Source organism: Pseudomonas nitroreducens (genome assembly GCF_010994165.1).
In the GTDB taxonomy this organism is placed as follows: Bacteria; Pseudomonadota; Gammaproteobacteria; order Pseudomonadales; family Pseudomonadaceae; genus Pseudomonas; species Pseudomonas nitroreducens.
Genome location: NZ_WMBX01000003.1, coordinates 747,610 through 764,089, shown reverse-complemented (window position 1 = coordinate 764,089; position 16,480 = coordinate 747,610). Strand labels below are relative to the sequence as shown.

Sequence of the window (16,480 nt, the reverse complement as noted above, 5' to 3'; positions counted from 1 at the left end):
TCTTATTTGCCCGCCAACCGCGGCGGGTCCAAGTGAAGCGGGGCTGCCTCGCTCCCCGCGTGCAGCCCCGCCTTTTTTAGCATCGCTCCAACCTTGCCGGCCCGAAGCGTCTCACAAGTTTAGTGAATCACGCCGACTCGCGAGAAATTCGGCAGATTGCGCATCTTCGGATCCGGCCAGCTCATCCAGACTGCGAACGCCTTGCCGACGATATTGCGATCCGGAACCATGCCCAGCAGGTCCTTCGGAATCTTCGGATCGTTCCAGTAACGGCTGTCGTTGGAGTTGTCGCGGTTGTCGCCCATCATGAAGTAATGGTCGGCCGGCACTTTCCACTGCTTGCCGGGCTCGATGCGGAAGCGGGTCATTTCCTTGCGGATCATGTGCTCCACGGCGCCCAGCTTCTCCTGGTACAGGGTCACGCTGCCCAGGGTGCCCGGCTCCTCGCCCACCAGCGACTCGGCCACGGCCTGGTCGTTGATGTACAGGCGCTTGTCGCTGGTGTAGCGAATGGTGTCGCCCGGCACGCCAATGACACGCTTGATGTAGTTGATGTTCGGATCGCTGGGGTAGCGGAAGACCATGACATCGCCGCGCTGCGGGTCACCCACCGGGATCACCTTGGTATCCAGTACCGGAAGGCGGATGCCATAGGCGAACTTGTTCACCAGGATGAAATCGCCCACTTCCAGGGTCGGCTTCATCGAACCCGACGGAATCTGGAACGGTTCCACCAGGAACGAACGCAGCACCAGCACGATGAACAGCACCGGGAAGAACGACTTGCCGTATTCGACCAGCACCGGTTCCTTGTTCAGCTTCTCCAGCACTGCCGGATCGGCTTCGCTGACGGAGCCTTCATAGGCGGAAATGGCCGCCCGGCGACGCGGTGCGAACAGCACCAGGTCCACCAGGGCAAGAACGCCGCACACTGCGACGGCAATCACCAGCAACAGCGGGAAATTCAGGGTCATAGGGTTCAACTGTCCACTTTGAGCACAGCGAGGAAGGCTTCCTGCGGAATCTCCACGCTACCGACCTGCTTCATCCTTTTCTTACCGGCCTTCTGCTTTTCCAGCAGCTTGCGCTTACGACTCACGTCACCACCGTAGCATTTGGCCAGCACGTTCTTCCTGAGCGCCTTGACCGTCGAGCGGGCGATGATCTGCCCGCCGATGGCCGCCTGGATCGCGACGTCGAACATCTGCCGCGGAATCAATTCCTTCATCTTCTCCACCAGCTGACGGCCCTTATAGGGGGCATTGTCGCGGTGGACGATCAGGGCAAGGGCGTCGACCTTCTCGCCGTTGATCAGTACATCGAGACGAACCAGGTTGGCCGGCTCGAAGCGATCGAAGCTGTAGTCCAGCGAAGCATAGCCACGGCTGGTGGACTTCAGGCGGTCGAAGAAGTCCAGCACCACTTCGTTCATCGGCAGGTCATAGATCACCTGGACCTGGCCGCTGAGGAAGTGCATGTCACGCTGGACACCGCGCTTCTCGATGCACAGGGTAATGACGTTGCCCAGGTGCTCCTGAGGCACAAGAATCGTCGCGCGGCAGATCGGCTCACGCATCTCGTCGATGGAGGAAAGATCGGGCAGCTTGGATGGGTTGTCGACATAGAGGATGTCGCCATTCTTCTGCACGATCTCGAAAATCACGGTCGGCGCGGTGGTGATCAGGTCCAGGTCGTATTCGCGCTCCAGGCGCTCCTGGATGATCTCCATGTGCAGCATGCCGAGGAAGCCGATGCGGAAGCCGAAGCCCAGGGCCTCGGAGCTTTCCGGCTCGTACTGCAGGGCGGCATCGTTCAGGGTCAGCTTCTGCAACGCTTCGCGGAAGTCCTCGAAGTCATCGGAGCTGACCGGGAACAGGCCGGCGTAGACCTGCGGCTTGATGCGCTTGAAGCCTGGCAGCACGTCCACATCGGGTGTGTTGTTCAGAGTCAGGGTGTCGCCCACCGGGGCGCCGAGGATGTCCTTGATGCCGGCGATGATGAAGCCTACTTCACCAGCCTTGAGGTCCGGGGTCTCGGTGTGCTTGGGGGTGAACACGCCGACGCTGTCCACCTGGTGGACCTTGCCGGTGGACTTCACCAGGATCTTGTCGCCTTTCTTGACCCGGCCGTGCTTCACCCGCACCAGCGAGACCACGCCCAGGTAATTGTCGAACCAGGAGTCGATGATCAGTGCCTGTAGCGGCGCATCAATCTCGCCTTCGGGCGCAGGAATGGCAGTGACCAGCCGCTCCAGCACATCTTCCACGCCCATGCCGCTCTTGGCCGAACAGGCCACGGCGTCGGTGGCGTCGATGCCGATGATGCTTTCGATCTCGTCCTTCACGCGGTCCGGGTCAGCCTGCGGCAGGTCCATCTTGTTCAGCACGGGCATGACTTCCAGCCCCTGCTCGATGGCGGTGTAGCAGTTGGCGACCGACTGCGCTTCCACGCCCTGGCCTGCGTCCACCACCAGCAGCGCGCCTTCGCAGGCGGCCAGCGAGCGGCTGACTTCGTAAGTGAAGTCGACGTGGCCGGGGGTATCGATGAAGTTCAGTTGGTAGGTCTTGCCATCCTTCGCCTTGTAGTGAAGGGTGACGCTGTGCGCTTTGATGGTGATGCCGCGCTCACGCTCCAGGTCCATGGAGTCCAGCACCTGGGCCTCCATCTCGCGGTCGGACAGGCCGCCGCACATCTGTATGAAGCGGTCTGCCAGCGTCGACTTGCCATGGTCGATGTGGGCGATGATGGAGAAATTGCGGATATGACTAAGGTCACTCACGGCTGAACACACTCGGAAGGCTGAAGGCGGCGGTCCGCCGAAAAATAGCCGGGAAGTTTACCTGAATACAGCCAGGGGCGTCACGCCGAGCCGGACGGTCAGGCATGAAAAAGGGCGGTCGAAACCGCCCTTTTCTGGTGCGCCGGCCTTACTCGGTCAGCTTGAACGTGATGAAGCTCGCACGCCCCTGGCGCAGCACGCGCATGGAAATCGAACGATCCTTCGGCAACGCCTTGGCGATTTCGCTGAATGTTTTCGAGGAATCCACTGCGCGGTTGTTCAGGTGTGTGATGACATCTCCCGGACGCAGGCCGATCATGGCCGCCGGACCGCCCTGCACTTCCTTGATGACCACGCCGCCCTTGATATCCAGGGACTTGCGCTGCTCAGAGGTCAGTTCCGCCACGGTCACGCCCATGCGGTTGCTGCTGCGCTCGGCACCTTTGCCTTCGACGGCGGCGATTGCGTCGTCATCCTCGGGCAGGCTGCCAATGGTCAGACTCAGGGTCTGGCGCTTGTTGTCACGAATGACCTCCAGGGACGCCTTGTCGCCCGGCTTCATGTTGCCCACCAGGTGCGGCAGGTCGGCGGACTCATTGATGGTCTGGCCATTCAGGCTCAGGATCACGTCACCCACCTGCAGGCCGCCCTTGGCTGCCGGACCATCTTCCACCAGCTGCGCGACCAGCGCGCCGGCCGGCTTGTCGAGACCGAAGGACTCGGCCAGATCCTTGTTCACTTCCTGGATCACCACACCCAGCCAGCCGCGATTGACCTTGCCGCCAGCCTTGAGCTGATCGGCGACGTTCAGCGCCACATCGATAGGGATCGCGAACGAAAGCCCCATGAAGCCACCGGAGCGAGTGAAAATCTGCGAGTTGATGCCTACCACTTCACCCTGCAGGTTCAGCAGCGGGCCACCGGAGTTACCCGGGTTGATCGCCACGTCGGTCTGGATGAACGGCACATAGTTCTCGTTCGGCAGGCTGCGGCCCTTGGCACTGACGATGCCGGCCGTCACCGAGTGATCGAAGCCGAACGGCGAGCCGATGGCCAGCACCCACTCGCCGACCTTCAGCTTGTCGGAATCGCCCAGCTTGAGCGTCGGCAGGCCCTTGGCGTCGATCTTCAGCACGGCCACATCGCTGCGCGGATCGGCACCGACCAGCTTGGCCTTGTGCTCGCTGCGATCGGACAGGCGCACGAGAATCTCGTCGGCGTCGGCGACCACATGGTTGTTGGTCAGGATGTAGCCATCATCGGAAATGATGAAGCCCGAACCCAGGGACTGAGCCTCGCGCTGCTGGCCACGGGGAGCCTGCCCCTGACCGCCCTGGCCACGAGGAATGCTGCGCTCGAAGAATTCGCGCAGGCCCGGCGGCAGGCCGTCGAGGTCCGGAATGCCCATCTGCGCGCTGGAGCGATCAGGAAGCTTCTGGGTGGTACTGATGTTGACCACCGCCGGCGAGGCTTTCTCGACCAGCGGCGTAAAATCCGGTAGTTCAGCTCGCGCGGTGACCGACAGGCTAAGGGCCAGCAAGGCGACCAGCGCAGCCATGCTGCGTTTCAGGGTTTGCATTGACTACAGCTCCCGTGATGTTGATTGGGAAGATCACTAAACCGGGCCGGGCGGCCCACCGACCAGCGCACGCAGCACAACCGGTTGCATCGCCGGATCATCCGTATGGCGTCGCGTGTAGTGACGCACCAGCAGCCAGGCCAGCAGGAAACCCGCCAGCCCGGCCACGATGATGAGAGGCTCCCCCAGATCGAGGCCCGCCGCCAGGAGCGCCAGCGTGAACAGCCCGATCAGAGGAGACAGATAGAAAAGCAGGGCACTCTTGAGCAGCAGGCCTTCATCCATACCCAGCACGACTTCGTCGCCGGGCGCCAGCGCCAATGAAGACGTGACCCGCATTGCGCCGCGCCGACGCACAACACCCAACTGACGCAAGAGGCCCTGGCCGCAACCGGCACTGACCGAGCACCCCGAGCAGGTGGAGTGGCGCAGCGTTTCGACCTGGACGGATCCAGAATCGACCGCAATCACCCTCCCCCGCTCTTGGATCACTGTGGCTGGGCTCCAGTTGGCCGCATGGACAACGCCACGCGCTCGGCCGTGCCACTGGGGATTTCACCGACCACGGTCACCATGGTGCCGCCATCGTCACCGGCGTACCGCCTCGACACCACCGTGGTCGGGCCCAGCTGGGTGCGGGCATCGTCGACCTTGGCGCCGTGCAGCGGTTCAAGAAACACCGAGAAGCGCGCCAGCCCATCGCCATAGGCGAGACACAGGACCTGGTCATTGGAGACCGGGCTGCGCTCCTGCAGCGTGCTATTCAGGGTAAAGCCCGGCGGCACCCATTCCGAATGCCAGGTGGTCTTCACTTCAGCGACCTTGGTTTCCTTCACCGGCTTGCAGGCCGCGCTCGGCTGGAGCGCTCCGTCGTCCGGCGCCTCCATGTCGATACGGGTGAACTGCAGGCGCTCGATGATCTGGCCCTTGTCGTTGAGCAGCAGGGACTTGAGCGGCAGCCCTGTTTCCTTGTCCAGGTGCAACTCGAACCCGTAGCGATGCTGATCTCGCGGGATGACCGCCAGCACCACCGCCGGGCGGTCGGCGATACGCGACTCGCCGGCGACGCGAACATCATAGTAAGCGGACAGATCCGTCGGATTGAGCTTGCGGGCCGGCCACAGCTCGCCGGTCGACACCTGTCCGGACATGCCGCCACCTACACACTGGGTGGCACCATCGACACGCACCACTTCCTGGCGCGGCCCATCGACCTGGACAAGATGCTCGCGAACCGAGCCATCACTCTCCACCCGATGCCAGACATCGTGGGTGGTGAAGGCTCCACTGCGTTCGTAGATGAATGTACCCTGGAAGTTCTGTTGCTGATCAGCCTCGGAAAGGCGCTTGATCCAGTCCAACGCATCAGCGGCCTGGACTGGCAATGCCAGCAGACCGCCGAGGAAGAACAACAGTGCTGTCGTAGCGCGCATGTCGCTCCTTAAGGTCGCAAATCAGCGGCTTTCCAGGCTCGCGGCGCGTGCGTAGGGCAGGGCGCTGTCGGTGCCGCTGACGGCGGACTGCTGCGCATGCTGACGCAGGTAACCCGGAAGACGCTGCTCGTGCCAGGTGGTCTGCCCGCCCTGGGCATTGGTGATCACCTGCGGCGCCTCGTCCTGAGTGTAGCCTGCCAGTACCGCCGGGCCTTGCACTTGCGGCAGGGCAATCTGCGGAGTGGCGCCTTGCTGGGCAAGGCCGTTGGCAACACTGTCATCCTGGTGGTACATGCGCACACCGGCCAGCACAGCCAGGGTCACCGAGGCGGCGACTGCCAGGCGGCCGACATTGCGCCAGGGATTACGACTGCGCGGGGCCGGCACGGCCTCGTCGGCCAATGCGGCGGATACGGCAGCCGCAATATCCAGCTTGGGCATGGCCGGCTCGCGGTGCATCACCGCACGGGCCAGTTGGTAACGGGACCAGGTGGCCCGCAATTCGGCGTCCTCGCCGCAGGCTGCAAGCACACGCCGCAGCTCCAGCTCATCCGCTTCGTTATCCATAACAGCGGACAGCGATTCCTGCAGGGCTTCACGACTCATAGCGGTACCTCTCTTGGCTTCTGCCGCTGTATCAGACTTCATCATGCAACAAAGGCTGCAAAGCTTTGTCGATCGCTTCCCGCGCACGGAAGATCCGTGAGCGGACGGTTCCCACCGGACACTGCATCACGGTGGCGATATCTTCGTAACTCAGGCCTTCGAACTCGCGCAGGGTCAACGCCGTGCGCAGATCATCGGGCAACTGCTGGATGGTGCGATGGACCGTTTCCTCGATCTCATCCCGCAGCATGGCTCTTTCCGGCGACTCGATGTCCTTCAGGGCATGATCGCCATCGAAGAACTCCGCGTCCTCTGCCGTGACATCGCTGTCCGGCGGCCGCCGACCGCGCGCAACCAGATGGTTCTTCGCGGTGTTGATGGCGATACGGTACAGCCAGGTATAAAAGGCACTGTCACCGCGGAAGTTACCCAAGGCGCGATACGCCTTGATGAATGCTTCCTGCGCGACGTCCTGGGCTTCCTGGGCGTCGTGCACGAATCGCACGATCAGCCCCAGAATCTTGTGCTGGTACTTCAGCACCAGCAGGTCGAATGCCCGTTTATCTCCGCGCTGTACCCGTTCAACCAGTTGCTGATCCGTTTCCTGGGTTAGCATGAATGCTCCTCTGAAAACCTGGAGGAGCTTCGAGCACCCTGGTGAATCGTCCTGCCAAGATAGACTCGGGTCTTTTGCAAAAGTTCTCCCCTCCAAGCATACGCCGCACAGTTTTTTCACATTGGCGGCAACCGGACCCCGACATGCGTCCGGAGCCCGTCAAATTCAACTGTACCGGGCGGAACACCCGCTCCCCTTCCGCGCAATGTCAATCTGCGCGCAAAGCTGATTGGGTATTCCGCGTTCGAACCGGAACGCCTGAAAAAGTTCCGGTGAATTGCTGTGATCCTGCAATGACCTAGACGCCGCCTCTGACGTCCGCCAGGCTGGCTTCAGCGGTGAGGAATGCCTCCGGCCCTGCGACTGCCGCCCACCGCACGCGCATTCGGTGTCATCGGTTCGCCAGTATTGTGCCGTGGCCCCCTTCTATATACTAGGGCGCCATTTTGTGGAGCCGGGTATGAGTCAGCATTTCCAGCACGATGTCCTAGTGATCGGCAGCGGGGCCGCCGGCCTGACGCTGGCTTTGACGCTGCCCTCGCACCTGAAGATCGCCGTACTGAGCAAGGGCGAGCTTTCCCAGGGTTCCACCTTCTGGGCCCAGGGCGGCGTCGCTGCCGTGCTGGATGACACCGATACCGTGGAGTCCCATGTCGAGGACACCCTGGTCGCTGGCGCCGGCCTGTGCCGCGAAGACGCGGTAAAGTTCACTGTCGAGCATAGCCGCGAAGCCATCCAGTGGCTGATCGAGCAGGGCGTACCCTTCACCCGCGACCATGAGCCGGGGCGCGAGGATGGCGGCTTCGAATTTCACCTGACGCGAGAGGGCGGCCACAGCCACCGTCGCATTATCCATGCCGCCGACGCCACCGGTGCGGCGATCTTCAATACGCTGCTGGAGCAGGCGCGCCAGCGGCCGAATATCGAGCTGCTGTCGCAGCGGGTCGCCGTCGACCTGATCACCGAGCGAAAACTGGGGATGAACGGCCAGCGCTGCCTGGGGGCCTACGTGCTGGATCGCGCCACCGGCGAAGTCGACACCTTCAGCGCGCGCTTCACCGTCCTTGCCTCCGGCGGCGCCAGCAAGGTCTATCTCTATACCAGCAACCCGGACGGCAATTCCGGCGACGGCATCGCCATGGCCTGGCGCGCCGGCTGCCGGGTCGGCAACCTGGAGTTCAACCAGTTCCACCCGACCTGCCTGTACCACCCGCAGGCCAAGAGTTTCCTGATCACCGAGGCGTTGCGTGGCGAAGGCGCCCTGCTCCGCCTGCCCAACGGCGAACGCTTCATGCCGCGCTTCCATGCCCTGGGCGAACTCGCCCCGCGCGACGTGGTGGCCCGCGCCATCGACCATGAGATGAAGCGCCTGGGTATCGACTACGTCTATCTGGACATCAGCCACAAGCCGGCCGAGTTCATTCGCGAGCACTTCCCCACCGTCTACGAACGCTGCCTGGACTTCGGCATCGACATCACCCGCGAGCCCATCCCGGTCGTGCCTGCGGCGCACTACACCTGCGGCGGCGTACTGGTGGACGAGCATGGCCATACCGATGTGCCGAACCTCTACGCCATCGGCGAAACCACCTTTACCGGCCTGCACGGCGCCAACCGCATGGCCAGCAACTCGCTGCTGGAGTGCTTCGTCTACGCCCGTTCCGCCGCCGCCGACATCCTCGCCAAGCTGCCCAAGGAGCAGGCCCCGGTCGCGCTGCCCTGCTGGGACGCCAGCCAGGTGACCGACTCGGACGAAGACGTGATCATCGCGCACAACTGGGACGAACTGCGGCGCTTCATGTGGGACTACGTGGGCATCGTGCGCACCAACAAGCGCCTGGCCCGCGCCCAGCACCGTGTGCGCCTGCTGCTGGACGAGATCGACGAGTTCTACTCCAACTACAAGGTCAGCCGCGACCTGATCGAACTGCGCAACCTGGCCCAGGTGGCCGAGCTGATCATCCTCTCCGCCATGCAGCGCCGCGAGAGCCGCGGTCTGCACTACACGCTGGACTATCCGGACCTGCTGCCCGAGGCCCGCGACACTATCCTGGCGCCGTCCACCTATTGCGGCTGAACCTCAGCCGCACCCGCAGACGCCGGTGCAACTCCGGCGCCAGGGCATCGGCGGGGACGCAGACGCTGCGCGCCAGCCAATCGCCGGGGCGGCGGAAACGCAGGACGATCAACCTGGGCAGCGCCAGGCTGTCCGGCATCAGCTGCACCGACTGGAAGCCTTCCCGCTCGCTCCACAGCTGCCAGCCCTCGGCGTTGTGGCGCAGCGCACGCACCGAATCCGGCGCGCGCAATAGAATCTGCCGCGGCACAACCCAGCAGGCATGCAGCAGGCCGAGACTCAGGCCGAGCGTTTTCCAGTGAAGGGGAATGTCCGCGAGCAGCAGCGCCAGGACGGCACCGAACTGCGCGGAGAGATAGGCCGCCAGCAAACCGATGGACGGTTGCCAGCGGCACTCGAAGGGGTCACTTCGGCTGGACACGGTCCAGGATCATGCGAACGATGATGCGCAGGTCGGCATCTTCCGGTTCGCCGCGCTGCATGAACCAGCCGAACATGTCCTGGTCCTCGCACTCCAGCAGCTTGCGGAAGCGCGCCTGATCATCGGCGGGCAGGCCCGGGTAGACTTCCTGGACAAAGGGCACCAGCAGGACGTCCAGTTCCAGCATGCCGCGGCGGCTGTGCCAGAAAAGGCGTTTGAGTTCGGTTTCGTCGGTCATCTGCGGGCACCTCGATTAACAGCGGGCGAATACGTGTTGTCGCTCGCGAAGTCGACGGACGGCGCGAGCCGAGCGGCATTATACGCATGCTCGACTCCCCCGGCACCCGCTGACAAGGCGGGGCCTGAGCTCTATCATGAGGCCCCTAACTTTCTTCCAGCGAATCGTGATGACCGACTCTGCTTTCTACACCGAACTCAATCACGAAGGGATTCTCGCCGTCCGTGGCGCGGACGCCGCCAAATTCCTCCAGGGCCAGCTGACCTGCAATCTCAATTACCTCAACGCCGAGTACTCCAGCCTCGGCGCCCGTTGTACGCCCAAGGGCCGGATGACCTCCAGTTTCCGCATCCTCGCCGAGGGCGAAGGCTTCCTGCTGGCCATGGCCAGGGACCTGCTGGACAGCCAGTTGGCGGACCTGAAGAAGTACGCCGTGTTCTCCAAGGCCACCCTCTCCGATGACAGCAGCCAGTGGGCGCGCTTCGGCCTGAGCGCTGCGGACGCCGTTCTGGCCGAACTGAAGCTGCCGCTCTCCGGTGAAGCCGACCAGGTAGCGCGGGCCGACGGCCTGATCGCCATCGGCCTCGGCCAGGGCCGAGTCGAACTCTGGGTGCCGGCCGAGCGTGCCGCTGCCATTGCCGAGCTGCTGCAGGCCCACCTGCCCCACGCCGAACTCAACGACTGGCTGCTCGGCCAGGTGCGTGCCGGCGTCGGCCAGGTGTTCGGCGCCACCCGCGAACTGTTCATCCCGCAGATGATCAACCTGCAGGCCGTGGGCGGCGTGAGCTTCAAGAAGGGCTGCTACACCGGCCAGGAAATCGTTGCGCGCATGCAGTACCTGGGCCGCCTCAAGCGCCGCCTGCACCGTCTGAAACTCAACAGCGGCGAACTGCCGGAGCCGGGCCGCGAGCTGTTCTCGCCGGTGCACTCCACCAGCGTCGGCGAGGTGGTACTGGCCGCCCGCGCGGCCGATGGCGTAGAGCTGCTCGCCGTGCTGCAGGACGACGCCGCTGCCGACGGCAATGTGCGTCTGGGTGAAGACCAACCGCTGCACCTGCTGGATATGCCTTACGTTCTGGACAGCGACCGCGAGATCCAGCGCTGAATTCCGTGCCGGGCGGGGAGCCCGGCTTTCCCTGAAGGACACTTCATGAGCAAGCTTGCCGAAAAAGTACAACAGGAACTGCTACGGGCCATCGACAACGATGAGCTGGTGCTGCCGACGCTGCCCGAAGTCGCCCTGCGCGTGCGCGAAGCGGCCGAAGCCCCGGACATCAGCATCCAGGATCTGGCCAAGGTGATCGGCAACGACGCCGCCCTGACCGCGCGCATCATCAAGGTGGTGAACAGCCCCCTGCTGCGCACCAACAAGGAAATCAACGATCTGCAGATGGCGATCAGCCGACTGGGGATCAACTACACCTGCAACCTGGCCACCGGTCTGGCCATGGAGCAGATGTTCCAGGCCACCTCCGACGTGGTAGACCGCAAGATGCGCGAGGTATGGACCAAGAGCACCGAGATCGCTGGCATCTGCCACGCCCTGTGCCGCCACTACACTCGCCTCGCGCCGGACCAGGCGACCCTCGCCGGCCTGGTGCACCAGATCGGCGTGCTGCCGATCCTCACCTACGCCGAGGAGCACAGCGAGCTGCTGGCCGACTCCATCAGCCTCAACCACGTGATCGAGCGCATCCACCCGATCATCGGCGACCGCATCCTCAAGGCCTGGGACTTCCCGGCGCCGATCGCCGCCGTGCCGGGCCAGCACCTGGACTTCAGCCGCGACTCGGCCAAGGTCGATTACGTCGACATCGTCCAGGTCGCCACCCTGCAAAGCTACCTCGGCAGCCAGCATCCCTACACCGAGCTGGACTGGGCAATCATCCCGGCGTTCGCCAAGCTGGGCCTGGACCCGAAGGCGGACGTGAAGGAAGACGAAGACCTCTCCGCCGCCATGGAAGCGGCCATGAGCATGTTGCAATAACGGCATTGAGCTTGGCAGGGCTGCTCCTGCCCAGCGCTGAAACCCGCCCTTGCCGGCGGGTTTCGTGTTTCTGGCTCAGGCGTTTTCCGCCGGGAAGGTCACCCGCACCAGCAGCCCGCCCAGCTCGCCCTGGCCCAACTCGATGCGGGCACGATGCGCGCTGCAGATCTCGCCGACGATGGCCAGGCCCAGGCCGGTGCCCTGCTGGCGGCGGCGGTAGAAGCGGCGGAAGACCTTGTCGTGCTCTTCCGGCGGGATGCCGGGGCCATCGTCCTCGACCTCCAGTTCTGCCGGCGAACGCACGCGGATGATCACGTTGCCATCTGCCGGAGCGTGGGCGATGGCGTTATCCACCAGGTTGCTGAGCAGTTCGTTGAGCAGCGTCGGGTCGCCCTTCACCCAGGCCGGTTCATCCGCTTCCAGCGCCAGCGCCACGCCGCGCGAATAAGCCAGGGGCGCCAGCGCCAGGCCGAGTTCGCGGGCCAGTTGGCCCAGTTCGATGCGCTCTCCTGCTCCTTCGGCAATGGCGCGGGCACCACTTTCGACGCGAGCCAGCGACAGCAGCTGATTGGCCAGCCCGGTCACCCGGTCGGTGTTCTGCACGGCCTCGACCAGCGTCGTGCGCCATCGCTGCGGGTCTTCCTCGCGCAGGCCCAGCTCCAACCGCGCCTTGAGCGCGGCCAGTGGCGTACGCAGTTCGTGGGACGCCTCGGCGATGAACTGCGACTGCCGGTCGAACAGCCCGCGCAGACGCACGGTGAAGTGGTTGAGCGCCGCCACCAATGGGCGCAGTTCCTTCTGCACACGGACTTCCGGCAGCGGGCGCAGGTCGTCCGGCTGGCGCTCCTCCACCGCTTCGCGCAGGCGATCCAGGGGGCGAAGGCCGGCGCTCACCGCGTACCAGACCATCATCAGCGCGGCGATGGCCGACAGCGCCAGGTTGAGCAAGGTGTCGGCGAGCAGGTTGCGCGCCAGCCGCTCCCGCGCGCCCATGGTTTCGGCGACGCGGATTTCCGCCATGCCGTTGACCGTCGGCTGGCTCACCGGCTGCAACAGGCTGACCACCCGCACGCCCTGCCCTTCGTAGGTGGCGTCATAGAACTTGGCCAGCGCCGGGTAATCGTCGGTGCGCGGGGTGGTCGGCAGCGGTGCCGGCAGGTTCTCGTAGCCGGAGATCATTTTCCCCTGGGGGTCGATCACCTGGTAGAAGATCCGCCCGGCGCTGTCGTACTCGAAGCTGTCCAGCGCCACGTAGGGCACGTTGGCGCGCAGGGTGCCGTCGCTGGCGTAGAGGCCGTCGGCGATGTCCCGCGCGGACGCCAGCAGCGTTCGGTCATAGGCTATGTCGGCGGCGTGGCGGGCACGCCAGTACGTGGCCGCGCTGCCGATCAGCAGCAGCACCAGCAGCAGGCCGCCAAGGCGCCAGAGCAGCCGCCCGCGCAGGCTTCCCGTGCCGGGAAAGCGCCAGCGCCGTTCAGCCATCCTGGGCTTCCAGCAGGTAGCCCAGGCCACGGAAGGTGACGATACGCACCGAGCTGCCCTCGAGCTTCTTGCGCAGGCGATGCACGTAGATCTCGATGGCATCGGCGCTGGCATCCTGGTCCAGGCCGAACACCTGCGCCGCCAGTTGTTCCTTGCTCATCACCCGCCCCGGTCGCGCGATCAGCGCCTCCAGCACGGCCTGCTCGCGGGAAGTGAGGTTCATCGCCTGCTCGGCGAGAGTGAAGCGCCGCGCGCCGAGGTCGTAGACCAGTTCGCCGCAGCGCTGCTGCTGTTCACCGCCGAGCACACTGCGGCGCAGCAGGGCCTTCACCCGCGCTTCCAGCTCGGTGAGTTCGAAGGGTTTGGCCAGGTAATCGTCGGCGCCCAGGTTCAGGCCGTGCACACGGTCACGCACCTCGCCACGGGCAGTAAGCATCAGCACGGGCAGCGTCTTGCCGCGCTCGCGCAGGCGCGTCAGCACCTGGAAACCGTCCAGCCGCGGCAGGCCGACATCGAGGATGGCCAGGGCGTAGTCCTCGCTGGCCAGGGCCAGGTCGGCGGCCACGCCGTCCTGCAGCAGGTCCACCGTCCAACCCGCGCCCTTGAGCGCCTGGGCGACGCTCTCGCCAAGCTGCGGATGGTCTTCAACCAAGAGGATTCGCACGTGGGACTACCCCTTCGGACTACAGGTTCGGGCCGGCAGTTTACCCATCCGCGAGCCGCTGTGAATGGGGGAAATTCGCTGAAATCACTGTGAAAGGAGACTGAAAGCCTGGCGAAAGCTTAGCCCGTTAGCATCGCCGACGAGCCGCCTCCCAACCCCGTTCTTTTCAGCGCCGACTGCCCAGGCGCAACGGCGGGAGCAGCGGACTCGGCGACGGCAAAGACCGTCAACAGAGCGGAAGGCGGCGTGGTGCCCTTTCGCGACAACAACAAGAACGGAGACCACAGATGCCCACCGCCCAGCCTTTGGCTGCACCGGCTTTTGCCAAGCCCAACTCCCGCTGCCTGACACCCGCCCTGCTGGCTTTCGCCGGGGTCGCGCCGCTGTGCGATGCCGCCGGCTTTGTCGAAGACAGCAGCGCCACGCTCAGCACCCAGAACATCTATTTCAACCGCGATTTTCGCGACGGCGCCGGCCAGTCCAAGCGCGAAGAATGGGCGCAGGGTTTCATCCTTGACTTCCAGTCCGGCTACACCCCCGGCACCATCGGCGTCGGCCTCGACGCCATGGGCATGCTCGGCCTGAAGCTCGACTCCTCGCCGGACCGCACCGGCACCGGCCTGCTGCCCACCCATGACGACGGCCGCGCCGCCGACGAATACAGCAAGCTGGGTCTGACCGCCAAGTTCAAGGCCTCCGAGACCGAGCTGAAGATCGGCAGCCTGATTCCCGACCTGCCCACCCTGCAGCCCAACGACAGCCGCCTGTTCCCGCAGACCTTCGAGGGCGGCCTGCTCAACTCCACCGACCTGCCGGGCCTGAACTTCACCGGCGGGCGTCTGGAGAAAGTGAAGGACCGCGACTCCACCGACTACACCGACCTTGCGCTGAACAACAAGAACCGCCGCTTCTCCGGCGGCAGCGCCGAAGGCAAGCACTACGACCTGGCCGGCGGCGACTACAAGTTCACCGACCACCTCACCGGCCGCTACCACTACGCGCAGCTGGACGAGGTCTACCGCCAGCACTTCGTCGGCCTGCTCGCCGCCTATCCGCTGGGCCCAGGCAAGTTCAGCGCGGATGTGCGCCTGGCCATCAGCGACGACCAGGGCGAGGCGCGCGGCGGCGAAATCGACAACCGCGCCTTCAACGGCATGCTCGGCTACGCCCTGGGCGCCAACAAGTTCAGCCTCGGCTGGCAGCAGATGAGCGGCGATAGCGCCTTCCCCTACATCGATGGCAGCAACCCCTATCTCGTCAACTTCGTCCAGGTCGGCGACTTCGCCGAGACCGACGAGCGCTCCTGGCAAGTGCGCCACGACTACGACTTCGCCGGCCTCGGCATCCCCGGCCTGACCCTGATGAATCGCTACATCAGCGGCGACAATGCCAAAATCAACGGCATGGACGGTCACGGCAAGGAATGGGAGCGCAACACCGACATCAAGTACGTGATCCAGAGCGGCCCGCTCAAGGACGTGGCAGTGCGCGTGCGCAACGCCACCTACCGTTCGAGCTTCGCGCGGGACGCCGACGAGACGCGTATCTACCTCAGCTACTCCCTGGCGATCTGGTAAACCGACAACAACAAGAGAGGCATCGCACCATGTCCACCGTCCTGCGCAACCTGACCCTGGCCGGCGCCACCCTGCTCGCCGCCAGCCAACTGATGGCCGAGCCCAAGCGCCCGGAATGCATCGCCCCGGCCTCTCCCGGCGGCGGCTTCGATCTCACCTGCAAGCTGGCGCAGAGCGCCCTGGTGGACGAGAAGCTGCTGACCAAGCCGATGCGCGTCACCTACATGCCCGGCGGTGTCGGCGCCGTGGCCTACAACGCGGTGGTCGCCCAGCGTCCGGCCGACGGCAACACCATCACCGCCTTCTCCAGCGGCTCGTTACTGAACCTGGCCCAGGGCAAGTTCGGCCGTTTCGACGAGAACGCCGTGAAATGGCTGGCCGCCGTAGGCACCAGCTACGGCGCCATCGCGGTGCCCAGCGACTCGCCGTACCAGAACCTCGGCGACCTGGTCGCTGCGCTCAAGGCCGACCCGGGCAAGGTAGTGATCGGCTCCGGCGGCACCGTCGGCAGCCAGGACTGGATGCAGACCGCGCTGATCGCAAAGGCCGCCGGCATCGATCCGAAGCAGCTGCGTTACGTCGCCCTGGAGGGCGGCGGCGAGATCGCCACGGCGCTGCTGGGCGGGCATATCCAGGTGGGCAGCACGGACATCTCCGACTCCATGCCGCACATCCGGGCCGGCAAGATGCGCATCCTCGCGGTGTTCGCCGAGGAGCGCCTGAAGGATGAAGGCATGGCCGACATCCCCACCGCCAAGGAGCAGGGCTTCGACATCGTCTGGCCGGTGGTGCGCGGTTTCTACGTCGGGCCGAAGGTGAGCGATGAGGACTACCAGTTCTGGAAGGCCTCCTTCGACAAGCTGCTGGCTTCCGAAGACTTCGCCAAGCTGCGCGACCAGCGCGAGCTGTTCCCCTTCGCCATGACCGGCCCGGAGCTGGACGCCTACGTGAAGCAGCAGGTCGCCCAGTACAAGCAGCTGGCCCGCGAGTTCGGCCTCATCCAGTAACGCCCCGTGCGGCG

The 16,480-nt window shown here is 64.7% G+C and carries 16 protein-coding genes; 5 read left to right on the top strand and 11 right to left on the bottom strand.

What is annotated here, in order from left to right; genetic code table 11:
- Window positions 1–119 precede the first annotated feature (119 nt).
- The 7 genes from lepB to rpoE form a co-directional block, all read right to left on the bottom strand.
- A complete protein-coding gene (gene lepB / locus GJV37_RS16800) occupies window positions 120–974 on the bottom strand; it encodes a signal peptidase I (RefSeq protein WP_170859128.1) in 855 nt (284 codons plus the stop codon).
- A 5-nt stretch (window positions 975–979) separates the two neighbouring features.
- Window positions 980–2,779: a translation elongation factor 4 gene (gene lepA, locus GJV37_RS16795; RefSeq protein ID WP_024765539.1), complete on the bottom strand. Its 1,800-nt coding sequence runs from the start codon at window positions 2,777–2,779 to the stop codon at window positions 980–982.
- A 148-nt stretch (window positions 2,780–2,927) separates the two neighbouring features.
- On the bottom strand, window positions 2,928–4,358 hold the full coding sequence (locus GJV37_RS16790; protein ID WP_038803782.1) for a DegQ family serine endoprotease: 1,431 nt from the start codon (window positions 4,356–4,358) through the stop codon (window positions 2,928–2,930).
- Between the two features lie 36 nt (window positions 4,359–4,394).
- Complete coding sequence (locus GJV37_RS16785; RefSeq protein ID WP_170859129.1) at window positions 4,395–4,850, bottom strand: SoxR reducing system RseC family protein; 456 nt, start codon at window positions 4,848–4,850, stop codon at window positions 4,395–4,397.
- Entirely contained in the window at window positions 4,847–5,791 is a 945-nt protein-coding gene (locus GJV37_RS16780; RefSeq protein WP_024765537.1) for a MucB/RseB C-terminal domain-containing protein, read from the bottom strand. Before GJV37_RS16780 ends, GJV37_RS16785 begins: the two co-directional genes overlap by 4 nt.
- A gap of 21 nt (window positions 5,792–5,812) precedes the next feature.
- Window positions 5,813–6,397: a sigma-E factor negative regulatory protein gene (locus GJV37_RS16775; protein WP_024765536.1), complete on the bottom strand. Its 585-nt coding sequence runs from the start codon at window positions 6,395–6,397 to the stop codon at window positions 5,813–5,815.
- 31 nt (window positions 6,398–6,428) lie between these two features.
- On the bottom strand, window positions 6,429–7,013 hold the full coding sequence (gene rpoE / locus GJV37_RS16770) for an RNA polymerase sigma factor RpoE/AlgU (RefSeq protein WP_024765535.1): 585 nt from the start codon (window positions 7,011–7,013) through the stop codon (window positions 6,429–6,431).
- A gap of 460 nt (window positions 7,014–7,473) precedes the next feature.
- Between rpoE and nadB the strand changes: the two genes are divergently transcribed.
- Window positions 7,474–9,090: an L-aspartate oxidase gene (gene nadB / locus GJV37_RS16765; RefSeq protein ID WP_024765534.1), complete on the top strand. Its 1,617-nt coding sequence runs from the start codon at window positions 7,474–7,476 to the stop codon at window positions 9,088–9,090.
- Here nadB and GJV37_RS16760 read toward each other — a convergent pair.
- Together GJV37_RS16760 and GJV37_RS16755 are read right to left on the bottom strand one after the other, a co-directional pair.
- Entirely contained in the window at window positions 9,059–9,511 is a 453-nt protein-coding gene (locus GJV37_RS16760; protein WP_084359658.1) for a protein YgfX, read from the bottom strand. The genes nadB and GJV37_RS16760 overlap by 32 nt on opposite strands.
- Window positions 9,495–9,749 carry an FAD assembly factor SdhE gene (locus tag GJV37_RS16755; RefSeq protein WP_024765533.1) on the bottom strand — a complete coding sequence of 85 codons (255 nt, stop codon included), beginning with the start codon at window positions 9,747–9,749 and terminating at the stop codon, window positions 9,495–9,497. The genes GJV37_RS16760 and GJV37_RS16755 overlap by 17 nt, the downstream gene beginning before the upstream one ends.
- 169 nt (window positions 9,750–9,918) lie before the next feature.
- On the opposite strand from GJV37_RS16755, the gene ygfZ reads away from it, so the two are divergent.
- Together ygfZ and GJV37_RS16745 are read left to right on the top strand one after the other, a co-directional pair.
- Entirely contained in the window at window positions 9,919–10,854 is a 936-nt protein-coding gene (gene ygfZ / locus GJV37_RS16750) for a CAF17-like 4Fe-4S cluster assembly/insertion protein YgfZ (protein WP_065083966.1), read from the top strand.
- Window positions 10,855–10,899: 45 nt separating this feature from the next.
- Window positions 10,900–11,736 carry an HDOD domain-containing protein gene (locus GJV37_RS16745; RefSeq protein WP_193452754.1) on the top strand — a complete coding sequence of 279 codons (837 nt, stop codon included), beginning with the start codon at window positions 10,900–10,902 and terminating at the stop codon, window positions 11,734–11,736.
- A gap of 75 nt (window positions 11,737–11,811) precedes the next feature.
- Here GJV37_RS16745 and GJV37_RS16740 read toward each other — a convergent pair whose 3' ends face one another.
- Window positions 11,812–13,218 (bottom strand): sensor histidine kinase, encoded by a 1,407-nt coding sequence (locus tag GJV37_RS16740; RefSeq protein ID WP_024765530.1) that lies wholly within the window; start codon window positions 13,216–13,218, stop codon window positions 11,812–11,814.
- Window positions 13,211–13,882 carry a response regulator gene (locus GJV37_RS16735; protein WP_193452753.1) on the bottom strand — a complete coding sequence of 224 codons (672 nt, stop codon included), beginning with the start codon at window positions 13,880–13,882 and terminating at the stop codon, window positions 13,211–13,213. Before GJV37_RS16735 ends, GJV37_RS16740 begins: the two co-directional genes overlap by 8 nt.
- Before the next feature lie 287 nt (window positions 13,883–14,169).
- On the opposite strand from GJV37_RS16735, the gene GJV37_RS16730 reads away from it, so the two are divergent.
- A complete protein-coding gene (locus tag GJV37_RS16730; protein ID WP_024765528.1) occupies window positions 14,170–15,459 on the top strand; it encodes an OprD family porin in 1,290 nt (429 codons plus the stop codon).
- Window positions 15,460–15,488: 29 nt separating this feature from the next.
- Window positions 15,489–16,466, top strand: a complete 978-nt coding sequence (locus GJV37_RS16725; protein WP_084359661.1) for a Bug family tripartite tricarboxylate transporter substrate binding protein — start codon at window positions 15,489–15,491, stop codon at window positions 16,464–16,466.
- The last annotated feature ends 14 nt before the right edge of the window (window positions 16,467–16,480 follow it).

Excerpts from the sequence above, each read along its gene's own strand:
- lepB (WP_170859128.1), bottom strand. The coding sequence starts at position 974 with ATGACCCTGAATTTCCCGCTGTTGCTGGTGATTGCCGTCGCAGTGTGC.
- GJV37_RS16790 (WP_038803782.1), bottom strand. The coding sequence starts at position 4,358 with ATGCAAACCCTGAAACGCAGCATGGCTGCGCTGGTCGCCTTGCTGGCC.
- GJV37_RS16780 (WP_024765537.1), bottom strand. The coding sequence starts at position 5,791 with ATGCGCGCTACGACAGCACTGTTGTTCTTCCTCGGCGGTCTGCTGGCA.
- GJV37_RS16775 (WP_024765536.1), bottom strand. The coding sequence starts at position 6,397 with ATGAGTCGTGAAGCCCTGCAGGAATCGCTGTCCGCTGTTATGGATAAC.
- rpoE (WP_024765535.1), bottom strand. The coding sequence starts at position 7,013 with ATGCTAACCCAGGAAACGGATCAGCAACTGGTTGAACGGGTACAGCGC.
- nadB (WP_024765534.1), top strand. The coding sequence starts at position 7,474 with ATGAGTCAGCATTTCCAGCACGATGTCCTAGTGATCGGCAGCGGGGCC.
- GJV37_RS16755 (WP_024765533.1), bottom strand. The coding sequence starts at position 9,749 with ATGACCGACGAAACCGAACTCAAACGCCTTTTCTGGCACAGCCGCCGC.
- ygfZ (WP_065083966.1), top strand. The coding sequence starts at position 9,919 with ATGACCGACTCTGCTTTCTACACCGAACTCAATCACGAAGGGATTCTC.
- GJV37_RS16745 (WP_193452754.1), top strand. The coding sequence starts at position 10,900 with ATGAGCAAGCTTGCCGAAAAAGTACAACAGGAACTGCTACGGGCCATC.
- GJV37_RS16740 (WP_024765530.1), bottom strand. The coding sequence starts at position 13,218 with ATGGCTGAACGGCGCTGGCGCTTTCCCGGCACGGGAAGCCTGCGCGGG.
- GJV37_RS16730 (WP_024765528.1), top strand. The coding sequence starts at position 14,170 with ATGCCCACCGCCCAGCCTTTGGCTGCACCGGCTTTTGCCAAGCCCAAC.
- GJV37_RS16725 (WP_084359661.1), top strand. The coding sequence starts at position 15,489 with ATGTCCACCGTCCTGCGCAACCTGACCCTGGCCGGCGCCACCCTGCTC.